The organism is Achromobacter sp. ACRQX (assembly GCF_022346505.1).
Taxonomy (GTDB): Bacteria; Pseudomonadota; Gammaproteobacteria; order Burkholderiales; family Burkholderiaceae_B; genus Achromobacter; species Achromobacter animicus.
Genome location: NZ_JAKRML010000024.1, coordinates 62,961 through 87,980 on the forward strand (window position 1 = coordinate 62,961; position 25,020 = coordinate 87,980).

The 25,020-nt window shown below is 64.2% G+C and carries 27 protein-coding genes and 1 pseudogene; 17 read left to right on the forward strand and 11 right to left on the reverse strand.

The window, feature by feature from the left end; all coding sequences use genetic code 11:
* Positions 1–3 precede the first annotated feature (3 nt).
* A pseudogene (locus MHZ91_RS20020) lies at positions 4–756 on the forward strand (YoaK family protein); the annotation flags it as partial.
* A 30-nt stretch (positions 757–786) separates the two neighbouring features.
* Here the strand turns inward: MHZ91_RS20020 and MHZ91_RS20025 are convergent.
* Together MHZ91_RS20025 and MHZ91_RS20030 are read right to left on the reverse strand one after the other, a co-directional pair.
* The gene (locus MHZ91_RS20025) at positions 787–1,542 is read right to left on the reverse strand and encodes a hypothetical protein (RefSeq protein ID WP_239215354.1); all 756 of its coding nucleotides are present in this window, start codon (positions 1,540–1,542) and stop codon (positions 787–789) included.
* 22 nt (positions 1,543–1,564) lie between these two features.
* Entirely contained in the window at positions 1,565–2,284 is a 720-nt protein-coding gene (locus MHZ91_RS20030; RefSeq protein ID WP_239215355.1) for a tetratricopeptide repeat protein, read from the reverse strand.
* 267 nt (positions 2,285–2,551) lie between these two features.
* On the opposite strand from MHZ91_RS20030, the gene MHZ91_RS20035 reads away from it, so the two are divergent.
* The gene (locus MHZ91_RS20035) at positions 2,552–3,211 is read left to right on the forward strand and encodes a thiopurine S-methyltransferase (protein WP_239215356.1); all 660 of its coding nucleotides are present in this window, start codon (positions 2,552–2,554) and stop codon (positions 3,209–3,211) included.
* 12 nt (positions 3,212–3,223) lie between these two features.
* On the opposite strand, the gene MHZ91_RS20040 is transcribed toward MHZ91_RS20035, so the two are convergent.
* The 6 genes from MHZ91_RS20040 to MHZ91_RS20065 all read right to left on the reverse strand — a co-directional run bounded on the left by MHZ91_RS20040 (position 3,224) and on the right by MHZ91_RS20065 (position 9,705).
* Positions 3,224–3,991, reverse strand: coding sequence for an SDR family NAD(P)-dependent oxidoreductase (locus tag MHZ91_RS20040; protein ID WP_239215357.1), 768 nt, complete (start codon positions 3,989–3,991; stop codon positions 3,224–3,226).
* Positions 3,988–4,983: an NAD(P)H-quinone oxidoreductase gene (locus tag MHZ91_RS20045; protein WP_239215358.1), complete on the reverse strand. Its 996-nt coding sequence runs from the start codon at positions 4,981–4,983 to the stop codon at positions 3,988–3,990. Before MHZ91_RS20045 ends, MHZ91_RS20040 begins: the two co-directional genes overlap by 4 nt.
* Before the next feature lie 20 nt (positions 4,984–5,003).
* Positions 5,004–5,708, reverse strand: coding sequence for an ABC transporter ATP-binding protein (locus MHZ91_RS20050; protein WP_105240095.1), 705 nt, complete (start codon positions 5,706–5,708; stop codon positions 5,004–5,006).
* Entirely contained in the window at positions 5,701–7,482 is a 1,782-nt protein-coding gene (locus MHZ91_RS20055) for an ATP-binding cassette domain-containing protein (protein ID WP_175125999.1), read from the reverse strand. The genes MHZ91_RS20050 and MHZ91_RS20055 overlap by 8 nt, the downstream gene beginning before the upstream one ends.
* A 22-nt stretch (positions 7,483–7,504) precedes the next feature.
* Positions 7,505–8,371: a branched-chain amino acid ABC transporter permease gene (locus MHZ91_RS20060; protein WP_175126000.1), complete on the reverse strand. Its 867-nt coding sequence runs from the start codon at positions 8,369–8,371 to the stop codon at positions 7,505–7,507.
* Positions 8,372–8,505: 134 nt separating this feature from the next.
* On the reverse strand, positions 8,506–9,705 hold the full coding sequence (locus MHZ91_RS20065; protein ID WP_239215359.1) for an ABC transporter substrate-binding protein: 1,200 nt from the start codon (positions 9,703–9,705) through the stop codon (positions 8,506–8,508).
* A gap of 331 nt (positions 9,706–10,036) precedes the next feature.
* Between MHZ91_RS20065 and MHZ91_RS20070 the strand changes: the two genes are divergently transcribed.
* Genes MHZ91_RS20070 through MHZ91_RS20080 form a run of 3 tightly spaced genes read left to right on the forward strand, consistent with a single transcriptional unit; the run spans position 10,037 to position 12,700 of the window.
* A complete protein-coding gene (locus tag MHZ91_RS20070; protein WP_218343213.1) occupies positions 10,037–10,819 on the forward strand; it encodes an SDR family oxidoreductase in 783 nt (260 codons plus the stop codon).
* On the forward strand, positions 10,819–11,772 hold the full coding sequence (locus tag MHZ91_RS20075; protein ID WP_239215360.1) for a 3-hydroxyacyl-CoA dehydrogenase: 954 nt from the start codon (positions 10,819–10,821) through the stop codon (positions 11,770–11,772). Before MHZ91_RS20070 ends, MHZ91_RS20075 begins: the two co-directional genes overlap by 1 nt.
* Positions 11,765–12,700, forward strand: a complete 936-nt coding sequence (locus tag MHZ91_RS20080) for a 3-keto-5-aminohexanoate cleavage protein (RefSeq protein WP_056570653.1) — start codon at positions 11,765–11,767, stop codon at positions 12,698–12,700. The genes MHZ91_RS20075 and MHZ91_RS20080 overlap by 8 nt, the downstream gene beginning before the upstream one ends.
* Positions 12,701–12,765: 65 nt before the next feature.
* Here MHZ91_RS20080 and MHZ91_RS20085 read toward each other — a convergent pair whose 3' ends face one another.
* Together MHZ91_RS20085 and MHZ91_RS20090 are read right to left on the reverse strand one after the other, a co-directional pair.
* The gene (locus MHZ91_RS20085) at positions 12,766–13,836 is read right to left on the reverse strand and encodes a glycerol dehydrogenase (RefSeq protein WP_239215361.1); all 1,071 of its coding nucleotides are present in this window, start codon (positions 13,834–13,836) and stop codon (positions 12,766–12,768) included.
* Between the two features lie 9 nt (positions 13,837–13,845).
* A complete protein-coding gene (locus tag MHZ91_RS20090) occupies positions 13,846–14,550 on the reverse strand; it encodes a GntR family transcriptional regulator (RefSeq protein WP_056570648.1) in 705 nt (234 codons plus the stop codon).
* A gap of 124 nt (positions 14,551–14,674) precedes the next feature.
* Here MHZ91_RS20090 and MHZ91_RS20095 point away from each other — a divergent pair, with 124 nt between their 5' ends.
* The 9 genes from MHZ91_RS20095 (at position 14,675) to MHZ91_RS20140 (ending at position 22,658) form a co-directional block, all read left to right on the forward strand.
* Positions 14,675–15,532, forward strand: a complete 858-nt coding sequence (locus MHZ91_RS20095) for a transketolase (protein ID WP_239215362.1) — start codon at positions 14,675–14,677, stop codon at positions 15,530–15,532.
* Positions 15,533–16,519, forward strand: coding sequence for a transketolase family protein (locus MHZ91_RS20100; protein WP_239215364.1), 987 nt, complete (start codon positions 15,533–15,535; stop codon positions 16,517–16,519).
* A 13-nt stretch (positions 16,520–16,532) separates the two neighbouring features.
* Positions 16,533–17,336 (forward strand): shikimate dehydrogenase, encoded by an 804-nt coding sequence (locus MHZ91_RS20105; RefSeq protein WP_239215366.1) that lies wholly within the window; start codon positions 16,533–16,535, stop codon positions 17,334–17,336.
* A gap of 29 nt (positions 17,337–17,365) precedes the next feature.
* Complete coding sequence (locus tag MHZ91_RS20110) at positions 17,366–18,964, forward strand: GMC family oxidoreductase (protein WP_239215368.1); 1,599 nt, start codon at positions 17,366–17,368, stop codon at positions 18,962–18,964.
* 141 nt (positions 18,965–19,105) lie between these two features.
* Positions 19,106–19,816, forward strand: coding sequence for a glutathione S-transferase (locus MHZ91_RS20115; RefSeq protein ID WP_239215370.1), 711 nt, complete (start codon positions 19,106–19,108; stop codon positions 19,814–19,816).
* Between the two features lie 167 nt (positions 19,817–19,983).
* On the forward strand, positions 19,984–21,327 hold the full coding sequence (locus MHZ91_RS28325; protein WP_218343221.1) for a methyl-accepting chemotaxis protein: 1,344 nt from the start codon (positions 19,984–19,986) through the stop codon (positions 21,325–21,327).
* Positions 21,328–21,433: 106 nt separating this feature from the next.
* The gene (locus tag MHZ91_RS20130; protein WP_056570982.1) at positions 21,434–21,658 is read left to right on the forward strand and encodes a DUF1653 domain-containing protein; all 225 of its coding nucleotides are present in this window, start codon (positions 21,434–21,436) and stop codon (positions 21,656–21,658) included.
* 4 nt (positions 21,659–21,662) lie between these two features.
* Positions 21,663–22,274 (forward strand): PolC-type DNA polymerase III, encoded by a 612-nt coding sequence (locus tag MHZ91_RS20135; RefSeq protein WP_175126011.1) that lies wholly within the window; start codon positions 21,663–21,665, stop codon positions 22,272–22,274.
* A 27-nt stretch (positions 22,275–22,301) separates the two neighbouring features.
* Positions 22,302–22,658, forward strand: coding sequence for a nucleotide pyrophosphohydrolase (locus tag MHZ91_RS20140; protein WP_239215372.1), 357 nt, complete (start codon positions 22,302–22,304; stop codon positions 22,656–22,658).
* Positions 22,659–22,696: 38 nt separating this feature from the next.
* Here the strand turns inward: MHZ91_RS20140 and MHZ91_RS20145 are convergent, their stop codons facing one another.
* Positions 22,697–22,987 carry an antibiotic biosynthesis monooxygenase gene (locus tag MHZ91_RS20145; protein WP_056570634.1) on the reverse strand — a complete coding sequence of 97 codons (291 nt, stop codon included), beginning with the start codon at positions 22,985–22,987 and terminating at the stop codon, positions 22,697–22,699.
* 95 nt (positions 22,988–23,082) lie between these two features.
* On the opposite strand from MHZ91_RS20145, the gene MHZ91_RS20150 reads away from it, so the two are divergent.
* The 3 genes from MHZ91_RS20150 to MHZ91_RS20160 all read left to right on the forward strand — a co-directional run bounded on the left by MHZ91_RS20150 (position 23,083) and on the right by MHZ91_RS20160 (position 25,011).
* The gene (locus tag MHZ91_RS20150; protein WP_239215374.1) at positions 23,083–23,460 is read left to right on the forward strand and encodes a hypothetical protein; all 378 of its coding nucleotides are present in this window, start codon (positions 23,083–23,085) and stop codon (positions 23,458–23,460) included.
* 337 nt (positions 23,461–23,797) lie between these two features.
* Positions 23,798–24,274 carry a hypothetical protein gene (locus MHZ91_RS20155; RefSeq protein ID WP_175138299.1) on the forward strand — a complete coding sequence of 159 codons (477 nt, stop codon included), beginning with the start codon at positions 23,798–23,800 and terminating at the stop codon, positions 24,272–24,274.
* 44 nt (positions 24,275–24,318) lie between these two features.
* The gene (locus MHZ91_RS20160; protein WP_239215376.1) at positions 24,319–25,011 is read left to right on the forward strand and encodes a hypothetical protein; all 693 of its coding nucleotides are present in this window, start codon (positions 24,319–24,321) and stop codon (positions 25,009–25,011) included.
* Positions 25,012–25,020: the final 9 nt, after the last annotated feature.

The window sequence follows — 25,020 nt, forward strand, 5'->3', positions numbered from 1 at the left end:
GGCGTGACCATCCCGTATTTGCGCCGGCTGACCGCTGTCAGCCGTAGCCCGCAAGCCAATCGCCATCTTGCCTATCTGCTGACCTTCACCGCCGGCGCCGTCAACGCGGGCGGGTTCCTGGCGGTCCAGCAGTACACCTCCCACATGTCCGGCATCGTGTCCATGATGGCCGACCACATGGCGCTTGGCGGGGTGATCGTGGTGCTGCAAGGGCTGGCGGCCCTGGTGTCGTTCATGGCGGGGGCGGCCAGCTCCGCCTTTCTGATCAACTTCGGGCGCAGGTCCCGGCTGGCCAGCGAGTACGCGCTGCCGTTGCTGCTCGAGGCCGTGCTGCTGCTGATCTTCGGCCTGCTGGGCGCCAACCTTGAGACGCTGCGCTGGTTCTACGTGCCCGGCACGGTGATGCTGCTCTGCTACATCATGGGTCTGCAGAACGCGATGATCACCAAGGTGTCTCGGTCCGAAATCCGCACCACGCACGTGACGGGCATGGTGACCGACATCGGCATCGAGCTTGGCAAGCTGTTCTACTGGAACGTCGCGAAGGGCGACCCGCAGTCAATGCCGCGGGTGCTGGCCGACCGCGGCAAGCTCGTCGTGCTGAGCCTGATGGTGACCTTGTTCTTCGTCGGCGGCGTGACGGGCGCGTATTCGTTTTTCAACTTCGGCTTCGGGTCGACCTGGCCGCTGGCATTGCTGCTGATGCTGCTGGCCGCGGTGCCGATCCTGGACGATATCCGCAGCTTCATGCACCGCGCCTAGCCGGCCGCGCGCGGCCCGCCGCCATTACCGCTTGGATTTGACCGCGGCGGAATGGCTCAGGAAAACCTGCAGCGCCGCCAGCGTTTCATAGTGCAGACGTTCGAAGTGGGCGTCCTTGACCGGGTCGGTGATGGCGTGCCCCTTGGCGTCCAGCGCGTAGGGTTCGCCCAGCAGACGGCCAATGTCGACCTGGTAGTAACTGGAGTTTCCATACGGACGCTTGCCGTCGATGTAGGGCATGGGCCAGAAGCGGTCCCCTTCGCGCAAAACCGCGCCCAGCGCCTGATCGTCCACTTCGCGCCAGACCGCGGCGCGCAGCAGGACAAGATGCTCCTTGCGTAGATTGAACATGCCCTGCGCATCCACGCCGCTTTCCGGAAAGTCGAAGGCCTCGCGCATTTCGGCTGGCACGGCGTAACGGCCGGGTTGCAACCTGCCGATGGATTGCACATAGCGCGGGACCAGGCGGCAGACTTCGGCCAGCCGCCGGATGGCCAGCGCAGTGTCGGTTGTCTTCAGCGCGCCGCGGGCAGTGGCAAGCGTATCGGCGCCGCCAAGCAGCGGTTGCTCGAAATCGATGCCGGGCGCGCCGGATTCGACCGGCATCCATTGCACCCGCAGCAGGCGCACCAAGGCCGCGTGCTGAGGGGTGTAGGACAGGCTGGCGTCCGGCGCCGCATAGACCTTGCGGACGATGGCATCGCGGGCAGGTGAGGCCAGGGCGCGCAGCGGCGCGGCAATCAGGCTGCCCAGCATCAGCAGCAGGGGACGACGGTTCATGGGGTCTCCGGGCGCATTGGCCCTATTGGGGCAGGGTTGCCAACTGGGTTTCGGTGAAGGCGTAGCCGGGCTGCAGGCGTAGCGCGGCCTCGTAGGAGCTGCGGGCGTCCGCCAGACGCCCAAGCCTGCGTTGCAGGTTGCCCAGATTCGTCAGGATCAGTGCGCTGGCCGGCTTGGCGCGCACGGCCTTTTCAAAGGCGCTCAGCGCTTCCTCCGGGCGGTTCAACCCATCCAGCACCGACGCCTGCAGGTTGTAGCCGATGCTCCAGCCAGGAAACTTTGCGGTCAGCACCTGCGTTGTCGCCAGCGCGTTGGGCAGGTCCGCGCGCTCGGCCTGCGCGCCCGCCTTGTTGACGTACGCCCATCTGTTGTCGGGATTCAATGCGATGGACTGCTCGAATAACGCAAGCGCCGCCGCCATGTTGCCTTGCTGACCGTGCAGCTTTCCCAAGAACAGCCTGATGTCGGCGTCGGCGGGCGCCTGCCGCGCCATGTCTTCGGCGATGCGCTGCGCCTCCTGGCGATTGCCGGCTCGCAGCGCGGCGGAGATCTGCGCGTTCTGCGCCTGCAGGGCAGGGGGCCACTGTTGGATGCGCGCACGCAGCGCGTCGTTCTCCGCTCGCAGCTCTGCAAGATAAGCGTCGTCCAGCTGCGACGCGTCCTGGGCATGGGCTGGCTGGCCCATCAGAACGCTGACGAGAAGCAACGGAGAGAAAAGACGGATGCGAAGCGCTGCAAGCATGAGAAGGGCCGCCGGGCGTCATGTCGGGCCCATACGATACCGGAACCATCGCGGACGAAGCGGCGGCGGGGCGGCCGCGCCCGACATTTCAGACCAGCACTACAATGCCCGAGCGCGTATTGCGTACGATCAGGCGCTCGGGCGATGGCCGCGGGCACGCTGTTCCCGGCGCGCCACCCGGCGTGATCGGGCGTCGCCCGGTGCCGCCCGGGTGCCAAACATCGCTGTGCAGTTGCGACACGTATTCATAGGAGGAGCAGACAAGTCATGGACGCGGAATTCTGGCTGGAACGGTGGCGCGAAGGGCGCACGCATTTTCATCAGGCTCGGATCACGCCGCTTTTGCAGAAGTACTGGCCGACGCTTGACGTCCCCAAGGGCGGCAAGGTGCTGGTCCCGCTTTGCGGCAAGTCGCTGGACATGGTGTGGCTGGCCGCGCAGGGCCATCAGGTGCTGGGCGCAGAGCTCTCGCAGCTTGCGGTGGAACAGTTCTTCACCGAAAACGAATTGCGGCCGGTCAAGCACGAGTCCGCATACGGCACGCACTACGTGGCCGGCAACATCGAGATCGTCTGCGGAGACATCTTCAAGATGGATGCGCAGGTGCTGTCGCATTGCGTGGGCGTGTTTGACCGCGCGGCGCTCGTTGCGCTGCCGGACGCGATGCGGGCAAGCTACGTGCGCCACGTCTACGGGCAGTTGTCGCCGTCCTATCGCGGACTGCTCATCACCTTGGACTATCCGCAGGAAGAGATGGCAGGCCCGCCGTTTTCCGTGGTCGACAGCGAGGTGCAGACAATCTTCTCGGACGTTTCGCCCGCTGTCATCATCGACCGCCGCGACATTCTCGACAAGGAACCCAAGTTCCAGTCTGCGGGCGTCAGCCGCCTGGACACGGTGGTTTACCGGCTGGGCGTGCAGGACTGAGCGTTTAGCGGGCTAGGTCATCAGCCAGCCGCCCGCCACGTCCAGCACCTGCCCAGTCACGAACCTGGCCTGATCGGACGCGAAGAACAGGCAGGCATCCGCCACTTCCTCGGGCGTGCCCAGGCGCCGCAGCGCAGTCATCGCCGCCACCGCGTCGTTGATTTCCTGCGGCACGCTTTTCAGCAGCGGTGTGCTGATCCGGCCGGGCGCCAGCGCATTCACGGTCACCTGATGTTCGCCGAGCTCGGCTGCCCAGTGCCGCGTCAGCCCGATCAGCCCGGCTTTGGTGGCCGCGTAATGCGCCGCCACGATATCGCAGTACGCCCTGCCGGCCACCGACGACATGTTGATGACGCGTCCCTGCCGCGCCTGCACCATGTGCGGCGTGGCCAGATGCGTCATGTAGAACACGCTGTTCAAGTTCACCGAGACGACGTTGTTCCACTCCGCCGGCGGCATCTCCCATACCTTCAGCGCGCGGCCGTTCGTCTTGGGCGAGATGCCGACGTTGTTGACCAGGACAGTGGCGGCGCCCAGCTCGCGCGTGATGCGGTCATAGGCGGCCTGGCACTGGTCGAAATGCGCGACGTCGGTGGGCACGAAACACACGTCATGGCCACGCTTTTGGAGTTCCTTCTCGTAGGCTTGCCCGGCCTGCGCATTGAAGTCGACGAGACCCACGCGGCCGCCTTCGGCCAGAAACGCCTCGACGATGGCCGAGCCGATGCCGCCGACCGCGCCCGTGACGATGATGGTCTGGCCGGTAAAGCGCGCGTTCATGGCCGCACCTGCAGCATGATCTTGCCGATGTGCTTGCTGCTTTCCATCAACGCGTGCGCGCGCGCGGCCTCGGCCAGCGGGAAGACCTCATGGATCAGGGGCAGGCACTTTCCCTGCTCCATGAGCGGCAGCACCTTCTGCACAAGCGATTGCGCGATGGCGCCCTTGTCCTCGTCGGACCTCGGGCGCAGCGTGGACCCGGTGAATTGCAGCCGTTTGGTCATGATGGGCAGGGCGTCGATCTCGGCCTTGCTGCCCTCCAGAAACGCAATCTGCACCAGCCGTCCGTTCAGGGCCAGCAACCGCAGGTTCTTGTTGATGTAGGCGCCGCCCACCATGTCCAGGATCACGTCGACGCCCACGTTGCCCGTGCCCTCGCGCACGGCGGCCTCGAAGTCTGCGTCGCGGTACTGCACGGCATGGTGCGCGCCGGCTTTCAGGCAGGCATCCGCTTTCTCTGCGTTGCCGACGGTGGTCCAGACTTCCGCGCCGAATGCGCGTGCGAGCTGGATTGCCGTCAGGCCGATGCCGCTCGAGCCGCCGTGGACCAGAAACTTTTCGCCTGCGGTTAGGCGTGCTCGGTCGAACACGTTGGTCCAGACGGTGAAGTAGTTTTCGGGAATGGCCGCGGCCGTCAGCAGATCCAGACCGCGCGGCACCGGCAGGCAATGGCGCTCGTCGGCCAGGCAGTACTGGGCATAGCCGCCGCCCGGCGTCAGCGCGCAGACCTGGTCGCCGGCCTTCAAGCCTTGCACCTCGGGACCGGCCGCCACGACGGTGCCCGACACTTCCAGGCCCAGATAGGGCGAGGCGCCCGGGGGCGGAGGATAGGACCCCGACCGTTGCAGCACGTCCGGGCGGTTGACGCCCGCGTAGGCTACTTCGATCAGCACCTGGCGGCCCGTCGGCGCTTCCATGTCGCGTTCGGCGATGCGCATGCAGTCGGGCGCGCCGCCCTTGCCATGGTCGATGAATGTGCAGCGTAAAGACATGAGACGTTCGTCCTTGGATTTCAGTGGCCCAGATAGGCCTTCTTGACGTGAGGGTCGCTGAGCAATTCCGCGCCCGTGCCCGTGCGCACGATCGCGCCGTTTTCCAGCACATAACCGCGATCCGCCAGCCGCAGCGTGCGGAACACGTTCTGCTCCACCAGCAGCACCGTCACGCCGTGCGAGGTGACGTCGCGGATGATGTCGAACATCTGCTGCACCAGCAGCGGCGACAGCCCCAGCGAGGGTTCGTCGAACACCAGCAGCTTCGGGTCCGCCATCATGCCGCGCGCAATCGCCACCATCTGCTGCTCACCGCCCGACAGCGACCCGGCGTACTGGCTCAGCCGCTCCTTCACGCGCGGGAAGATGCGCAGCACTTCGTCGAGCTTGCGTTCGACGATCGGCCGCGCCGCGCGCTTGTACGAGCCCATGAGCAGGTTGTCGCGCACGGTGAAGTGCGGAAACAGCTGCCGCCCTTCGGGAATCATGGTGATCCCAGCGTCCACGATGTCGTAGGGTTCGCGGTTCGTCAGGTCTTGGCCTTCGAACTCCACCTTGCCCTGCGTGGCGGTAATCACGCCGCACAGCGTCTTGAGCGTGGTCGTCTTGCCCGCGCCGTTGGCGCCGATCAGCGTGACGATCTCGCCCGCGTTCACCTCGAAATTCAGGCCGTTGAGCACCTGGCTCTTGCCATAGCCCGACGTCAGATTCGACACCTTAAGCATCCTGATACTCCTTGCCCAGATAGGCTTCGATGACGGCCGGGTTCTCGACCACGTCCTTGGGAGCGCCGCTGACCAGCACGCCCCCTTCGTTCAGGACGATGATGCGGTCGGACAGCGCCATCGTGGCCTGCATCATGTGTTCGATTAGCAGCACCGAAACACCGGAATCGCGGATGCGGCGGATCATCTGGATGGATTTCTCGATGTCCGTGGGGTTCAAGCCCGCCATCACCTCATCCAGCAGCAGGATGCGCGGCTTGATCGCCAGCGCACGCGCCACTTCCAGACGCTTCATGCCGCCCACCGTGAGGCTGCGCGCTTCGGTGTTCAGATACTTCACCAGGTCGGTCTGCTCGGCCACCTTCAGGGCGATCTGCTCGGCCTCGTCGCGGTCCGACGTGTGGATGAACGCGCCCAGCATGATGTTTTCCAACACCGTCAGCCCCGTGAACGGCTTGGCGATCTGGAACGTGCGGCCCAGGCCCTTGTGCGCAAAGGCGTCGGGCGTCTTGCAGGTGACCCAGTTGCCTTGCTCGTCGCGCATCGTGATGTCGCCCTTGTCCGGCGACAGAAAGCCCGACAGCAGGTTGAACACCGTGGTCTTGCCCGCGCCATTGGGCCCGATCATGCCCAGGATTTCGTGCTGGTTGAGCGTCAGCGATACGTCGTTCGTGGCGCGCAGGCCGCCGAAGCTCTTGAACAGTCCCTCCGCCTTCAGGACCGGCTGCTCGCTGCGGGTGGCGTTACGGATGCGGATCTCGTCGGCCAGCTTGAGCTTGGCCGGCGGCGTGCCAAGGTAGGGCAGGCGCGCCAGCATGCGCTCGATGAACGGTCCGAACGCACCTGCCAGTCCACGCGGAATGGTCAGCACCACCGCGACAAGGATCAGGCCGTAAATCAATCCGTGCATGCCGTTGCCGACGCTGCTGAGCCAGCCGCGCGCCAGTTCCGCGATGGGCAGCACCAGGAAGGTGCCCGCGATCGGGCCGGAAACGGTGCCCAACCCGCCGATCAGCGCAAACATCGCGACCTGAATGGACAGCTCCAGCGAGAACGCGGAGCTGGGATCGACGAAGGTCAGGTAGGTGATGTGGAACGTGCCGATGATGCTGGTCAGCACCGCGGACACCACAGCGGCGATGATCTTCACGCGCACGGTGTGGATGCCCACGGCCAGCGCGGCATCCTCGCGTTCGCGGATCGCGATCAGGTAGTGTCCGATGCGCGACTTGCGGATGTACCACGAGACCCACGTCACCAGCACGAACAGACCGAACGCGATGATGACGTAGTTGATCTTCTCGCGGAACACGATCCACGCCCAGCCGATGTTCAAGGGCAGGCTGATGCCGCTGGAGCCGCCGGTCCAGCTTTCCTCGTGGATGACCAGAAGGCGAACCACTTCCAGGATGGCGATGGTCGCCAGCGCAAAGAAGGGTCCGCGCAGGCGCAGCGTGGGATAGCTGATCAGGATGGCGACGGCCGCGGAAATGGCGGCTCCCGCGAACATGCCGATCCACGGCGAGATGCCGAAGTTCTGCGTCAACAGCGTGGCCGTGTAGCCGCCGATGCCATAGAACACTGCATGGCCGAGGGACAACTGGCCGGCATAGCCGCCCACGATGTTCCAGGCGACCGACAGCGCGGAAAACACGAACAGCAGGACAAAGAGGTTGGTCCAGAAGGGCGTGCCCATGACGACGGGCACGAGGAACATCGTGATCAGCAGGATGAGGCTGACGTAGGCTTTGGGATGTCGAAAGTCGGGAAACACGTCTTGCTCCTTGTTGTTCTGGTCACTCTGTACCGACACCGAACAGACCGTTCGGCTTCAGGACAAGGATCAAGAGGAAGATCCCGAAATAGACGACCTCTTTCAGGTCGGGCGCGATGTAGAAACCCGCCAGCGTGTCGACGATGCCGATGATCATGGACCCTGCGACTGCGCCATACAGGCTGCCCAGCCCGCCCAGCACCACGATCACGAACGCGGTCAGCACGAAGTAGGTGCCCACCGTGGGGAACACCGGGTACTGTGGCGCAAGCAACCCCGCGGCGATGCCGACAAAGGCGGTGCCCAGCCCGAAGGCAATGGCATAGACGTTATTGACGTTCACGCCCATCAGCGTGGCGGCGTAGCGGTGCTGTGCCACAGCCCGCAACGCGCGGCCCAGATAGGTGCGGTGCATGAACAGGTGCAGCAGCACGGCCAGCGTCAGGCCGATGATGAACGTGACGACTTGTCCCGTGACCATCGAGAACGGACCGAACTCGATGGCGTTGGTGCCCAATTCGACCGGCGCGCGATAGACGTTTGCGCCAAAGATCACCAGCGCCAGGTTCAAGAGGATGGTGGACACGCCCACCGTGGCGAAGATCTGGATGTGTTGATCCGCATGAAGCAGCGGCTGGATGATGCCCTTCTGCGTCAGCGCGCCCAGCGCGAACAGAATGACGGCCACCGGAATCAGACCCGCGTAGGGGTGGACGCCGAACTGCGCCGCGATCAGATAGACCATGTACATGCCGATCATCAGGAACTCGCCATGCGCGAAGTTCACGACGCGCACGACACCGAAAATGAGCGTCAGCCCCAAGCTGATGATCGTGTATGCGCCGCCCAGCAACAGGCCGTTGATGACCAGTTGAATGAATAATTCCATTGTGCAACCTCTAAGTGCGGGAAGCGCCCCGTCCCTGTCCCGCAGCGTCCAGGGGCGGGGCGCTCAGGCCCCGGGTAAGACCGGACGCGCACCGGGGGCGCAAGGCCCCGGCGCCCGGCCGCTGGCATCGCGCTTTATTTCTTGAAGATGGGCTTGCCGAGAGCGAGGTTTTCCGGACCGATGGTGACGAGCTTGCCGTCCTGCCACTGCATCACGTAGAAGGTCGAGGCATTGTTCTGCCCGTCTTCGCCGAAGTCGAAACCCCAGCCGTTGGCCGTCTGGCCGGCGGCCTTCTTGTAGGCCAGCACCGCGGCGCGGATCTTGTCCTTGTCCGTGGACTTGGCGTTGCCGATGGCTTCAAAGAAGGCCTTGGCGCCGACGTAGTTGGTCAGGCTGTGGCCGGATTGCGGATCGCTCTTGTAGGTTGCCTTGTAGGCTTCGAGGAACTTGTCCAGGCCAGGCGCGCCGGCCGGATTGATGGACGCTTGCGGGAAGTCCAGGTCGAACACGCCGTTCATGTCGGCGCCCACGGCCTTGGCGGTGTCGGCCAGCGAATAGCCGCCGCCCGCGCCGATCACGACCTTGGGCTTGAAGCCCGCCGCGCGCGCCTGGCTGAAGAACAGGATGGCGTCATTCTGGTAGGCCGTCTGCAGCACCACGTCGGCCTTCGCGCCTTTCAGGCGCAGGATCAGCGACGACAGGTCGACAGTCTTGGCCGAGTAGGGCAGGACCTCCACCACGTTGTAGCCAAGCTCCTGCGCGCGCTTCTTTTCGGTGGCCGCCACGTCGGTGCCATACGGGCCGTCTTCGTGGATGATGCCGATCTTGATGTCCTTCGGGTTCAAGCCCATGCCCGGCGCGATGGTGTCATGCAACGCGTTCACCACCGACACGCCGTACAGCGCGGTGTTGGGATTGCTGCGGAACAGGTACTTGTAATTGCGCGTGGTGATCTTGTGCGCGGTGGCGCCCAGTTCGAAGTAAGGCACGCCCGCCAGCTCCGTCACGGGCGAAGCCGCGTACGAAATGCCCGATGCGTAGCTGCCGAACACCCCGACCACGTTGGCCGAGATCAGACGCTTGGTCTCGGACACCGCCTGGGTCGGGTCGACGGCGTCGGCCTTGATGATTTCGATCTTCTCGCCGTTGATCCCCCCGGCCGCGTTTATCTCGTTAACGGCCAGTTCCAGACCGCGATAGCTTTCCTGTCCAAGCAGCGCAAGCGCGCCGCTGAACGGGAATAGCGCGCCCACCTTCATGTCGGCCGCTGCGGTGCCGCTTGCCAGCGCGCCGCATACACCCAGCGCCAAAACAATTTTGTTGAACTTGAACACTGTCTACGCTCCTTTGTTGGTATGGAATGCGGACTGGATACTGCGTTCCGTCCGTCTTTTGCTATATATGATATATGCGCCGGCGGGGCGAGGAACCCTCGCCTTGGATTCTAGTGGCGGTCGCTTCATGCCGAATCAGGGAATTCCCTGAAACCGCATGAATAAAGCCTCAGCGGCCGATATACGAGAAAAATGCGCAGCTGATTCCGTCAGACGAACGACGCTTTTTGGATGAAGCGGCACACGCAAGACGGATCACCGGATAGCTGGTTTTATCATATATCGTATATGATGATCCGCACTTATAAGAACGATCCTAGGAGACAAACGCATGTTCGAGGAAGTGGATTTCACCGGCAAGAAAGTGCTCATCACCGCCGGCGCCGATGGGCTGGGCCTGGAAATGGCCAAGGTCTTTCACCACGCAGGCGCTACCGTGTTCGTGTGCGACGTCAACGAGGAACGGCTGGCCGCGTTGCCTTCGGAACTGCCCGGCGTGCAGGTGGCGCGGGCCGACGTATCCGACGAAGCCGGTGTTGAACAGCTGTTCGCCGCCGTTCGCCAAACACTCGGCGGCCTGGACATTCTGATCAACAACGCGGGTGTGGCCGGTCCCACGGGTTTCGTCGAAACGCTTTCCAAGGCGGATTGGGACCGAACGCTCGCCGTCAACATCACCGGCCAGTTCCTCTGCGCGCGTCAGGCCATTCCCCTGCTCAAGGAATCGAAGGCCGGCGTGATGATCAATCTCTCGTCGGCGGCAGGGCATCTTGGCTTTGCCGGCCGGTCGGTGTATTCCGCCTCCAAATGGGCGGTCATCGGGTTCACCAAGTCGCTCGCGATCGAACTGGGCGGCCATGGCATTCGCGTCAACGCCATCCTGCCCGGCGCGGTTGAAGGCCCGCGAATTCGCGCCGTCATCGCCGCCAAGGCCGATACGCTGGGCCGGCCGGTCGAAGAGATCGCGGCGCAGTACGAAAACCAGGCCGTGCTCGGCCGCATGGTCACAGCCCGCGACATCGCCAACATGGTCCTGTTCAACGCCAGCGAAGCGGCGCGCAGCGTGACAGGCCAGGCCATCGTCGTGGACGGCTTCACGCAGAAGCTCTACTGATGGCCGCGGACCACATGCCGCGGCGCGCGGCCATCATTGGAACGGGGCTGATCGGGCAGGGGTGGGCCATCGTCTTTGCGCGCATGGGCTGGGAAGTGCGGCTTCATGATGTGAACGCTGCGATGCTTGCCGAAGCGCGTGCGCTCATCCTGCAACAGCTTCGCGTGCTGGAAACACAGGGCCTGCTCGACAACGCGGATGCCATCGTTGACCGCGTGCAGGTGTCGGCCAGCCTGCAAGAGGCATTGCACGGCGCCAGCTACATCCAGGAGAATTCCCCGGAAAACGTCGAGATCAAGCGCGCGCTGTTTTCCGGACTGGACGCGCTGGCCGAACCGCACGCCATCATCGGCAGCTCGACGTCCAGCATCCCGGCCAGCCAGTTCACCGAGCATCTCGCCGGCAGGCACCGGTGCCTCGTGGCGCATCCGGTCAATCCGCCGTACCTGATTCCGGTCGTCGAACTGTGCCCGGCGCCGTGGACCAGCCCCGAAGCGCTGTCCGGCGCGCGCGACGTGATGACCGGCATCGGCCAGAAGCCCGTGCTGGTGCGGCGCGAAATCGAAGGTTTCATCCTGAACCGCCTGCAAGGCGCGTTGCTGCAGGAAGCCTTCCGGCTGGCAAGCCAGGGCATCGCCAGCGCCGAAGACATCGACACCACCGTCAAGGACGGCCTGGGTCTGCGCTGGTCCTTCATGGGACCGTTTGAAACCATCGACCTGAACGCGCCGGGCGGCCTTGCGGATTACTGCCGCCGCTATGGCGGACTCTATCAGTCCATTGGCGCAAGCCAGGGCGATTGCGTGGCCTGGGAAGGCGCGCTGGTCGACGCACTATCCGAAGAGCGGCGCGCCCTGCTGCCCGAGGAAGACCTTGCCGCACGCCGCTTCTGGCGCGACGAAAAGCTGATGCGCCTCATGCGTCACAAACAACACGGAGACAACAATGGCTAAGCCCAAACAGAAAGTCGTCATCACTTGCGCCGTGACGGGCGCCATCCACACGCCCAGCATGTCGCCGCACCTGCCGGTCACGGCCGACGAGATCGCCGAGGCGGCGATCGGCGCGGCCAAGGCCGGCGCCGCCGTCCTGCACCTGCATGCGCGGGATCCGCAGACGGGCAAGCCTTCGCAGGATCCGGCGCTGTTCAAGCCTTTCCTTGAGCGCATCAAGCGCGAGACCGACGCCATCATCAACATCACCACCGGCGGCAGTCCGCACATGACGGTGGAAGAGCGCATGCGGCCGGCCACTACGTTCCAGCCGGAGCTGGCGTCGCTGAACATGGGCTCCATGAACTTCGGTCTCTTTCCGATGCTGGACCGCTTCTCCGAGTTCAAGCACGACTGGGAGCGGGAGCATCTGGAGAACAGCCGCTCGCTCATCTTCCGCAACACGTATCAAGACATCGAGTCCATTCTGACGCTTGGCAACGCCAACGGCACGCGCTTCGAGTTCGAGTGCTATGACATCAGCCACCTCTACAACCTGGCGCATTTCGTGGACCGCGGCCTGGTCAAGTCGCCGCCCTTCATCCAATCGGTGTTCGGCATCCTGGGCGGCATCGGCCCGCACCCGGAAGACCTGATGCACATGAAGCGCACGGCGGACCGCCTCTTTGGCAACGACTACGAATGGTCGATTCTGGGCGCCGGCCGCAACCAGATGCCGTTGGCAACCATCGGCGCAGCGATGGGGTCGAACGTGCGGGTGGGTCTTGAAGATTCGTTGTGGATCGGACCGGGACAACTGGCCGAATCCAATCGCGTGCAGGTGGAGCGCATCCGCGGCATCCTCGAGGCGCTGAACCTGGAGGTCGCCACGCCGGACGAAGCGCGGGCCAAGCTGGGATTGAAAGGCAAGGACAACGTCGCGTTCTGATGCTGCGGACGGGCAGGCCGGCCGGCGGGCTTCAAACCCGCCAGCCCTTGCTGGCAGCAGTGGGGTCAGGCGTGACGGCGCAGCGCGGCGGCCAGCGTGGCCACATCCAGCGTACGGTCAAAGTTGGCGGCATGGCGCGCTTTCAGGCTGAGGTCCGCCGCCAGCGACAGTTCCGCATCGGACGGCTCGCCGGCCGCGCCAAGTTCGCGCAGCGTGACCGGCAGGCCGACCTGGGCATACCACTGCGTCAGATCGGCCAGCATGCCGTCGTTGCGGTTTTCCAGGTCAAGCTGCACCAGCAAGCCCACCGCCACCTGCAGGCCGTGCAGCGCGGTGGCGACGCCGTTGATCTTTGGTAGCCCGCGCGTCAGAGCGTGGGCAATGGACAGGCCCCCGCTTTCAAATCCAAGACCGCTCATGAGGATCATCGCTTCCACCACGCGCTCGAAGGCGGGCGTGGGCTGGCCGCTTCCGGCAACGGCCACGGCATCCGCGCCGTCCGCCAGCAGCGTGCGCAGGCAGCCGTCGGCGATGAGCTGGGCCGTGAGCAGCGGCGCCGCGTCGTACATGTTCTTGCCGCCGTTGCGCTGGCACTGTTCGGCTTCAAACTTTTTGGAAATTGCGTCGCCCAGCCCGGCCCGGAAGAAGTGCACCGGGGCGGTCGCGATGATGGCGGTGTCGACCAGCACGATGGTCGGATTGAACAACATGTGCTCGACGGCCAGGAGGTTGTGATGCGCGTCGTAAAGCACGTAATTCTTGCTGGTGGGCGCGTCGTTGGACGCGACGGTGGGCACGGTGATCAGGTGGCAGTGCGACGACTTGGCCACGGCTTTGCCGGCATCCAGCGACTTGCCGCCGCCCACCGCAATGACCATGTCGATGTTCGCCGGCGCGGCTTGCGCGCGCAAGTCGTCGATGACTTCAGGCGTCAGGTCGCCTTCGACGATCAGCGGCGCAAGCACCACGCCATGCTGGGCGCACAGCGCCTCGATTCTCGGACCCAACACGCCATGCACATAGCTGTCGATGACCAGGGCGGCGCGCTTTCCGAACAGCGCCGCGTATTGCCCCAGCGCGTCCAGGGCGCCCGATCCCTGGATGTAGCGGCTGGGCGCTCCGAAAATCTTCAGCATGGCGTCTCCCTATTTGCGAGCCCCTGGGGGGCGGTAGTCGAGTTCTTTTTCCCGTTCGACCAGCCAGTCGATCATGATCTTTCCGCCCCAGACCAGATCGGCCTGGATGGCGTTGCGCGCCGCTTCCGAATCACGCGCTTCCAGGGCCTCGATGACGGCCTCGTGGCGATGCTCGTTTTCGGAATAGTCCAGGCCGGCGGTCTTGACGTGAAACACCTTGAGGATGGGGCCGGTGATGACCCAGAACGACTCAACGGTGTTGCGCAGGATGGGCTTGTTGCTGGCTTCGAGGATGGCGAAGTGGAATTTGCGGTTCAGGTAGCTGGCGCGCTTGGGGTCGGTGGACGTGCACGAGATGAAATCCCGTTGCAACGCGATCAGGTTGTCGAGCTGTTTGCGCGTGATGTTTTGCGCGGCCTCGGCGGCGCCCATGCCTTCAAGGTGGAAGCGGATCTGCTGGATCTCCCGCAGCTTTTCCGAGTTGACGTACGGCACGTAGACCGCGGTGGCTGCCTGCATCTCGAGCCCTTGCTCGCTGATCAGCCGGAAGATGGCCTCGCGCACGGGCGTGATGGATACGCCCATTTCCTGCGCCAGCTCGCCGATGATCAGGCGCTCGCCAGGTTCGTATTGCCCGTTGATCAGGGCATTACGGATTTCGTTGTAGACCCTGACGGAAAGGTTCTCTTTTTTGACCGGTTTGAGGCTGGGCATGGCGTTTCTGGCTTGCTGTATGGAGGGTGCAGGTGAATCCAGGAGCGATTCTAGCCCGGCGTAGCCAATTCGAGCGCAATGGGTATATTATATATCATATATCCATACAACAGGAGGAGGCGCGATGCGCAAGGATCAGGAGGCCCCTACCGCAGGGGAAATCGCGATGCTGCGGGAAAAGGCCCGCCATATCAGGCTGGAGACCATCCGCCTCATCGAAATCGCCAAGGTCGGACACTACAGTTCCGTCTTTTCGTGCGCCGAGATCTTCGCGGCGCTTTATTTTGATGTGATGCGTCTGCGCCCGGGCGAGCCGCAGTGGCCGGATCGTGACCGCTTCCTGATGGGCAAGGGCCACGCCGCCGTCGGCCTGTTCCCCGTGCTGGCCGATCTGGGTTTCATCGATCACGCGCTGCTGGACGGCTACACGCGGTTGGGCAGCCCCCTCGGCGATCACCCCGACATGAGCAAGGTGCCGGGCGTCGACTTCAGCTCGGGCTCCATCGGTCATGCGCTGTCCAACGGCGTTGGCATGGCCGTCGGCGGCCGCATGAACCAGCGGGACTTCAACGTGTTCGTGATGCTGGGCGACGGCGAAATGCAGGAAGGGCAGGTGTGGGAAGCCGCATTGTTCGCCGCGCACAACCGCTTGTCCCGCCTCATCGCCATCATCGACCGCAACGGCTATCAGCTCGACGGCAAGGTCGACGACGTCATGGGGGTGGAGTCGCTGAAAGAAAAGTGGCAGGCGTTCGGCTGGGAGGTCCATGAAGTCGATGGCCACAATCTTGCCGAACTGACCGCGCTGCTGCGCCGCCTGCGCGCCGATGATGCGCGCGCCAAGCCCGCATGCGTGATCGCCCGGACCATCAAGGGCAAGGGTGTCTCCTATATGGAAGCCGAACCAGGCTGGCACCTGGGCTACCTGGCCCCGCAAGATGCGCAAAGCGCTGTCGAAGAAATCCTCTCCCGCGAGATCTGAATGGCACAGGCACAAGTACTCTCTCCCGATTCCTGGCAGTACCGCGCCCTGAATGCGGTGAACCCCGGGCTGTCCTACCTTTCCGACGGATTGATCGAGCTGGTGAAGGCCGGGCATCCCGTCGTGGCCGGATCGGCCGACCTGCAGTATTCGAACGGGCTGAACCGCTTCGCCGAGGCCTATCCCGACCGCTACGTGCAGTTCGGCATCTCTGAGCAGAACATGGTGTCGGCGGCCGCCGGGCTGGCAACGACCGGCATGATGCCGTTCGTCGCCACGTTCGCGTCGTTCCTCGGGTTGCTGTGCTGCGAACAGATCCGGATGGACGTCGCCTACACGCGCCTCCCGGTCCGCCTGATCGGCCATCACACGGGTATCAGTCTGGGTTTCTATGGCACCTCGCACCACGCCACCGAAGACATCTCCACCATGCGCGCGCTGGCGGGCCTGACGGTGGTGTCTCCCGCGGACGGCCCGCAATTGGCGGCGGCCATCAAGGCGTCCGCGGACTGGCCCGAGCCCATCTATTTCCGTATCGGCCGCGGGCGCGATCCGCAGGTCTACGAAGACAACACGCCGTTCGAATTCGGCCGTGCCATCGTCCACGAAGCCGGTAGCGACCTGACGCTGATCGCCTGCGGCATCACGCTGCACGGTGCGCTGGCCGCGGCTCGCCAGTTGCGCGAAGAGGGCCTGTCGGTTGGCGTGATCGACATGCCGACGATCAAGCCGCTGGACCGCGACGCCATCCTGAAGGCTGCCGGGCAGTCGCGCCTGATGATGACGGTCGAAGAGCACAATGTGCTGGGCGGCCTGGGTTCGGCAGTTGCCGAGGTGCTGGCCGACGCGGGCACCGGCACGCGGTTGCGCCGCCATGGCATCTATGACGAATACAGCCTCATTGCGCCGCCCACCACGCTGTACGCCCATTACAAGCTAGACGCCGAAGGCATTGCCGGCGTCGCGCGAGAATTCATCCAGCATTGATCCGGAGACATCCATGAAGGAAATCAGCGGCAACACGCGCCTGTTCGGCATCCTCGCCGACCCGATTCACCATGTGAAGACGCCGCAGCGCATGAACGAACACTTCGCCAAGATCGGTTTCGATGGCGTCTGCGTGCCATTTCACGCGCGGCCCGACAACCTGGCGGCCGTGGTCGACGGCCTGCGCCGCCTGGAAAACCTGGGCGGCGTGATCGTCACGGTGCCGCACAAGACCGCCATCCTGGAACTGGCCGACGACGCCACGCCCGTCGCACGCAAGATCGGCGCGGCCAATGTGTTGCGGCGTGAGGCCGATGGGCGCCTCGTGGCGCACATGCTGGACGGCGAGGGCTTCGTGCGTGGCCTGCGCAGTTGCGGCGTCGCCCCCGAGGGCAAGAGCGTCTACCTGGCGGGCGCGGGCGGCGCAGCCAATGCGATTGGCTTCGCGCTGGTGCAGGCTGGCGTCTCACGCCTGACCATCGCCAACCGCACGCCCGCCAAGGCCGAGGACCTGAAGGCCCGCATCCTGTCGCTGCATCCTGAGGCGCAGATCGCGGTGGGCAATGCCGACCCGGCCGGCCATGACCTCGTCGTCAACGGCACGTCGCTGGGCATGAAAGAGGGCGATCCGCTACCGCTGGACGTCAGCCGCCTGACGCCGGACCAACTGGTCTGCGAGGTCATCATGCAGCCCAAGGACACGGCGCTGCTCGTGGCGGCGCAGGCGCGCGGCTGCAAGATTCATTACGGCGCGCCGATGCTGGCCTGCCAGATCGAACTGATGGTGGAAACGCTGGGCGTGACGTCCGCCCGTTAGGCGGCGCTGCACACATTCGGTAGACAACGATGGGCGACTACGACTTCATCATCGCGGGTGGCGGAACGGCCGGCTGCATCCTGGCCAACCGCCTCAGCGCGGACGGCAAGTATCGCGTGCTGCTGCTGGAGGCCGGCCACGAGGCGCGCAGCATGTGGATTCCCATTCCGGCGGGCTTTTCCAAGCTGCTGGTCGATCCGCAATACAACTGGCGCTTTGCCACCGAACCGGAGGACAACGTCCACGGACGCGTCATCGCCGTGCCCCGCGGCAAAGGGTTGGGCGGGTCCACGCTGATCAACGGCATGATCTACGTGCGCGGCCAGCCCCAGGATTACGACGGCTGGGTGGCCGCGGGCGCTGCCGGTTGGGGACGCGACGTGGCCGAGCGCATCTACCGCAAGATAGAGAACTACGCGCCGGGCGGCGAGACCCGCGGCAAGGACGGCCCGATGCACCTTGAAGAGGTGGCCGAGCGCTTTCCGGTGTCGGACGCCTTCCTGCAGGCTGCGCGCGAAGACGGCCAACCCTTCAATCCGGACTACAACAGCGGCGATCAGGAAGGCGTGGGCTACTACCAGGTGCTCCAGCACCACGGCCGGCGCTGGAGTGTCGTGGACGGCTACCTGAAACCGGCGGCGGGACGGCGCAACCTCAGTGTCGAATGCGGCGCCCATGTCACGCGTCTGGTGTTTGAAGGTAAGCGCTGCGTGGGCGTGGTCTACCGCAAGAACGGGCAGGAACACGTCGTGCGCGCACGCCGCGAAACGCTGGTCTGCATGGGTGCGGTGCAATCCCCGCAATTGCTCGAACTGTCCGGAGTGGGCAATGCAGCCTTGCTGGCCTCGCACGGTATCGGCGTGGTGCACGCGCAGCCGGCGGTGGGCGAAAACTACATCGACCACTTCGCCACGCGCATGAACTGGCGCGTCAAGAACACGGTCACCTTGAACGAAATGTCGCGCGGCTGGCGGCTGGCGCAGCAGGTGGCGCGTTACTACATAAGCCGCAAAGGCATCCTGACGCTGGGCACAGGGTTGGTGCACGGCTTCGTGAAAAGCGCGCCCGGATTGCCCACCCCCGACGTGCAGTTTTTCTTCGTGCACGCCAGCTACGCCAACGCCGCCGAACGCATCCTGGACCGGCATCCTGGCATGACGATCGGGGTGGCGCAGTTGCGTCCCGAGTCCGTCGGGTCCATTCACATCAAGTCGGCCGATCCGCTGGCCGGTCCTGCCATCCGGCCCAACTTCCTGTCCGCGCAGGTCGACCGCGACAGCCTGGTAGGCGGGATGCAGGTGGCGCGCCGCATCGTCAGCCAGCCCGCCCTCAAACGCTACGTGGAGGCCGAGGTCAGCCCCGGCGTGCAGGTGGACAGCGACGACGAATGGCTGGACTTTGCGCGGCGCAACGGACAAACCATCTACCACCCCATCGGCACCTGCCGCATGGGCACGGACGCCGCGGCCGTCACGGACGTGCGGCTGCGTGTCAACGGGCTGACGGGCCTGCGCGTGGTGGATGCCTCGGTCATGCCGAAGATGGTTTCCGGCAACACGCAGGCCGCCGTCATGATGGTGGCCGAGCGCGGCGCGGAGATGATCCTCGAAGACGCGGCGCAGGCGTAGGGAACTTCCGGTCATTAAAAATGGCGTGCTTGCTTACGGCTGGCGCGCCATTTTTCTTGAAGGCGCCCGGCATGCGCCTTGCTAACGCGCTGTTCCGACTGCAGACTGCAGGTTAGGCAGCACCAACTGAAAGGAGACCGTATGACCTACGACCTTTGGTATTGGGATGGCATTCCCGGGCGGGGAGAATTCGTGCGCCTGGCGCTGGAAGCGGGCGGTATTCCGTATCGGGAACGCGCCCGCGATCCGGGCGCCGACGAAAGCGCGTTGATCGACGACATGCAATCGGCCCGCAAGCATCCGCCTTTCGCGCCGCCTTATCTGGTGGCCGGAAAAATGACGTTGGGGCAGACCGCCAATATTCTGCTTTTCCTCGGCGAAAAGCATGGCCTTGCGCCCGAATCGCTTGAAGGCCGGTTATGGGTGAACCAGTTGCAACTCACCATTGCCGACATGGTGGCCGAAGCGCACGACACTCATCACCCCATTTCCGCCAGCGATTATTACGAAGACCAGAAAGAAGAGGCCGCCCGCCGCGCCAAGGTATTTCGGGAAGCGCGTATTCCGAAGTTCCTGGGGTATTTCGAACGGCTGCTGGACGGGCCGCAGGCGTGGTTGGCGGGCGGCGCCAAATGGACCTACGTGGACTTGTCCCTTTATCACCTGGTCGATGGCTTGCTGTTCGCGTTTCCCAAACGCATGGCCACCGTTGCCGCGCATTATCCAAATGTGTTCGCCCTGCACGAGCGCGTGACCGCTTTGCCTGAACTGCAGGCCTATTTTTCAAGCGGCCGGCGCTTGCCGTTTGGCGAGGGCATTTTCCGCCAATATCGCGAGCTGGACGCGGCTTGAATCCGGGATTTCCCGAGTGTGCGTCGTGACGACGCTTTGAATTCTTTTTAAAAGGGACATTCAGAATTACATCGGGCCATGATAATTTCTGGGATTAAGTAGTTTCCATTAGATACATAAGAATTACGTGTACCAGGCACGCCGGCAAACACACCCTGGAGGTTTCCATGCTTTGGCATACTCTTGGCCGCTTTATCCGTGGATATCGCAGTACCGATAAAAACGACCTGCTGGGACAGATCGACGCCATTCACAAATCCCAGGCGGTCATTGAGTTTGATCTGAACGGCCACATCCTGATGGCCAATCAGAACTTCCTGGACACCACGGGCTATTCGCTCGAAGAAATCCAGGGGCGTCACCACCGCATGTTCATCGATCCCGATGAACGCGGGTCGCCGCAATATGCATCCTTTTGGGAAAGGCTGGGACAGGGCGCACATGATTCCGGCCGTTATCGGCGGATTCGTAAAGATGGCTCGGACGTCTGGCTGCAGGCGTCGTACAACCCTATCTTTGACAAGCGCGGACGGCCGGTGAAGGTGATCAAGTACGCCACCGACATCACCGATCAGCAAAATCGCCAGGCAGATTCCGAAGGGCAGCTCGCGGCAATTTCCAAGGTCCAGGCGATCATCGAGTTCAATCTCGACGGCACCATCCTGCGTGCCAACGACCTGTTTCTTGGTGCGGTGGGGTATCGCGCCGACGAGGTGCTGGGCCGGCATCACAGCCTCTTTGTCCCGCCCGAAGAAGCCCGAAGCACGGCGTACAAGGATTTCTGGCGCCGGCTGCGCAATGGCGAGCACGACACCGGGCAGTACATGCGGTTGGGCAAAGGCGGACGCCAAGTCTGGATCGAAGCCAGCTATAACCCCATTCTCGACGCGCAGGGCCGGCCATTCAAGGTGGTGAAGTTCGCTACCGACATCACCAAGCGCTTTACCGCCGCGCAGACGCTGCAAGTGGCCGTGCAGGGCCTGACCGAAAACGCCGAACGCGCGCGACAGGCCAACAGCCTCGCCCTGGATGCCAGCCGCATCGCAGAAACGGGCGGCGATACGATGCGTGACGTGGTGACGACCATGGAAGCCATCACGGGCAGTTCGCGCCGCATTTCCGAGATCATCGGGGTCATGGACGGCATTGCATTCCAGACCAACATCCTTGCGCTGAACGCGGCCGTCGAGGCCGCGCGCGCCGGCGAGCACGGCAGGGGCTTCGCGGTCGTGGCATCAGAGGTCCGCAATCTTGCACAAAGCAGCGCGGCGGCCGCGAAGGAAATCAAGGCGCTCATCACGACCTCCGTGGCGCAGGTCGAAGGCGGCGCGGTGCAGGTCCAGTCCGCCGGCGGCACGATGGAGGGGATCGTCGCGTCGTCTCGCCGCGTGACCGAAATCATGGCCCAGGTCGTTGAAGTTTCGCTGGCGCAATCGGACAAGCTGGCCGGCGTGACCGAAGATCTCACCGATACCCACGCCGAACCCACGAGACGATTGCGCGCCGCCTAGCGGGCAGGGCATCTGCGCGCGAGTGCGCTATAAAGACGGCATTGCCGATCATCTGTGGCCCGCGCGGGCAATTTCCGCCGCGGGCCACGCCTTTTGCCCGATGTCCATGACTGAATCCGAAGCCCTCGCGCTTGCCACGCACCGCCACTACAAGGGTGGCCTTTACCGCTACATAGGCACTGCCCGCCATTCCGAAACCGAAGAGTCCATGGTGGTGTACGAACACCTCTGGCCGCACGCGCGCGGCCTGTGGGTGCGCCCGGCCGATCTGTTCTTCGGGCAGCTTGCCGACGGGTCGGCCCGGTTCGCCGCCCTGCATCCGGCGGAGTAAGCGCGTGACGTATTTCTATCGGCGCACGCGTGCGGCCAGCGCATCGCCGGCCCGTCCCACGGCGCGTGCGCAAGCGGCCTTGACGCACGCGCTTGAAGCGTTGGGCCGCCCCTTCATCGTGGCCGACCTGGAAACGACCGGCCTGTCCACCGCAAGCTGCGAAATTCTTGAATTTGCGGCGGTCAGAGTGGGCGAGGGCGGGGCGGTCGTCAACGAATACACGCAGGTCGTTCGCACTTGCGGCCGTGTCCCTTCCTTCATATCCCGTCTTACCGGCATTACGCAGGCTGAAGTCGATCGCGACGGCATTCCCGTCGCGCAGGCCTTCTCGTCGTTCCTGGATTTTGTCGAGGATCTGCCGGTGTTCTTCCATAACGCTTCGTTCGACCGGCGCTTCCTGAGCGCGGCCGCTGACCAGACGGGGCTGCCTTTTTCGAACGCCACGCACTGCACGTTGGCGTTGGCACGCCGCGCGTGGCCGGAGTTGCCGTCGCACAAGCTCGACATCCTGGCGCGGCACGTCGGCGCCTCGCAGCCGACTCACCGGGCGTTGGCGGACGTGCGGACGACGGTCGCGGTCGCGCTTGCAGCCAGCGCTCGGCTGGCCTGCGCGTAACGAGGCGCCATTTCTTTGGGAGTTCCCATGTCAGACCTGGAAGCAATCCGCCTCGCCGTACGCCAGTTCACGGCTGAACGCGAATGGAAGCAATTCCATTCGCCCAAGAATCTGGCGATGGCGCTGGCGGGGGAAACGGGCGAACTCGTCTCGTTGTTCCAGTGGCTGGATGAAGACGAGTCGCGCAATCTGCCGGCCGCCCGGCTTGCGGACGCCGCGGACGAGATCGCCGACGTGCAGATGTATCTGGTGGCCCTGGCGGATCAGCTTGGCATTGATATCGCGCAGGCGGTTGCCGGCAAGATGGTGAAGAACGCCAACAAGTATCCCGCCGATGCGTTCCGGCGCAGCGCTCGCAAATACAACGAGCCCCCGGAAGAATAAGCGCCGGTCCGCGCAGCCGCTGGACCGGCGCCGAACGTTCAAATCACTTTTTGCTCGTGGTGCACTTGGGGCGGCTCAACGAAAAAGCCTCCGACCAGCTTGCGCCATTCCTGGAAGTCGGCCGATTCCCGGAAATCCACCATGTGGTTTTCGACCGTTTCCCAATCCACCACCAGCGTGTAGCGCTGCGGCTGCTCGATGCTGCGGTACAGTTCCATGCCATGGCAGCCCTTGGCGCGCAGAAAAAGCGGCTTCGCCTGGGTAACACCGGCTTCAAACAGCGCTTCCTGTCCTTCGCGGACGTGGATGCTGGCAATCTCCTGAATCATGGCTTGGTCTCCGATTGATGGGGGTAGGCAAGGCGGGAGTAGTATGGCCGAAAACCTCGATTCCAGCCCGTTTCATGAATCACCGAGCCGTCACATTGACTCGTCTCATTTCCGTCCGCCTGCTCTGGTATGTCGCCGTCGGCATCATTGCCCTGATGTCCCTGTACCTGCATACGCAATTCGGCGTTGTGGTGCTGCTGTCTGCCATCGCCATCTACATTCCCCTGTCGATGCTTGGATTGCCGCTCGTTTCGTGGCTATGCCTGTCGCGCCGCACAAGCGGCGTTGCGGCCGGGCTGCCGCCCGCCTGGCCCGCGTATCTTGCGGGCGTGACCGGCATTGTCCTGCTGGGCAGCTATCAGGTGCTTGGCAATCTGTACGTGGCCGAATGCGGCTTCCTGCTTGTGCTGGTGGCCGTGGACCTGATGCTGGCGCGCCGCGAGACCGGCTGGCTGCTACGCCTGGCGCGTTAGATATCACGCGTGAGCCTCACGCGCGCCGCCCCATCCTTTGAGTTGAAACCCACCCGCAAGCGGGGCTTGACGGACGCATTGCGTCATCCATACGCATGGCCGCGCGAAGCCGGTATCTCCGCTTTCAGGTTTGTGTAATTCGCGAGTCCATCCTCCAGAAAGACCCGGTCGTTCGTTTAACCGATACCGACCTGCCTAGGACGGCGCAATCATTCCGTACCAATACGAAAGTCCCACGCCCTGCGAATGCAAGGGCGCAGTTCCTGGGTAGTAACGGTCCGCGCCGGTCGGTCTCCGGCACCTGTGCATCCGTGCAGACGGATCAGGAGGAGCTCAAATGAAAAAGCTCGCAGCAGTCGCCGCGTTGTCATTGTTTGCCGCATCGGCTTACGCCACTGGCCCGGGCCAGGTCGGCGGTTCGGTGACCGGTCACGCCGGCGCCATCAACGGTACCGCTTCGTCCATCTCCACCGGCAGTTCGGTGGTGGCCACCCAGGTGAACGGCTACGGCTCGTCGAGCCAGACGTCGTTCGGCAGCACGGGCGGCATCGCGGAAGTCGGCGGATCGTTCAGCCGCGACGGCACGCAAGTCGTCACCAGCACGCGGCAGTACGCCAATAGCGAGTCGTACGGGCATGTGTCGGGCAACGCGCCGATCATGGTCGGCGACAGCATCGCCAACGGCGGCGCAACGTTCGGCAAGACGGATACGAGCGCCTCGGCGACGGGCTCGTTCCACGCGGCAAATATCGGCGCGTTCGGGTCGATACACGGCGTCGGCCCGGTGGGCCATGTCGTTGGGTTCAATCGCTGACCCAATTATCCGGACGGCTTCGGCCGTCCGGGCGAGGGGACATCATGAAGAGCATCGTTCTAGCCATCTCCCTGTCGCTCGCCGCCATGTCGGCGGGGGCGCAGACCAGCACGTCCAGTTCCACGACGTCGGCATCGTCCGGGTCGACCAACGCGGGCAACAACCAGGGCATCACACTCAACTCAAGCAACAGCGGGACCAGCACGTTGCGCAGCGCACCGCCGGTTGGCGGCCAGAGCTTCTACGGCTCGTTCTCGTCGGACAGCTGCATGGTGTCAGCGGGCGGCGGCGGGTCCGTGGTGGGTTTCGGGATGAACGTCGCGATTCCGATCGAGGACCAGAAATGCAGTCTGCGCCGCAACTTCGAGCGCACGATGCAGGCGGCGGCATCGACCAAGGACGCGGATCGCTCCCGGCGTTTGGAAACCGCGGCCATCGACATCCTGTGCCAGACCGACGATCGCACCAAGGCGGCGCTGGTGGCGCAGGGGCTCTGCACCAATCCTGCGCTGACGACGGCGGACCATCGGTTCGACAGCGGCGCCGTGGCGCAGGTCGCGCCGCAGACGCCCGTCCAGACTGCAGGCACGGCGCCCGCGCGGCCGCAAGCGGCGGCAACGCCGGCGGTGCAGGGCTATCCGGTGCTGTCAGCCCGCAGCGCCGCGTTCACCGCGCCGCCACTGCGCAACCCTCGCGTGGAGCGGCAACAGTTTGCCGACCTGTACTCCCCCGGCTGAAGCGGCCTG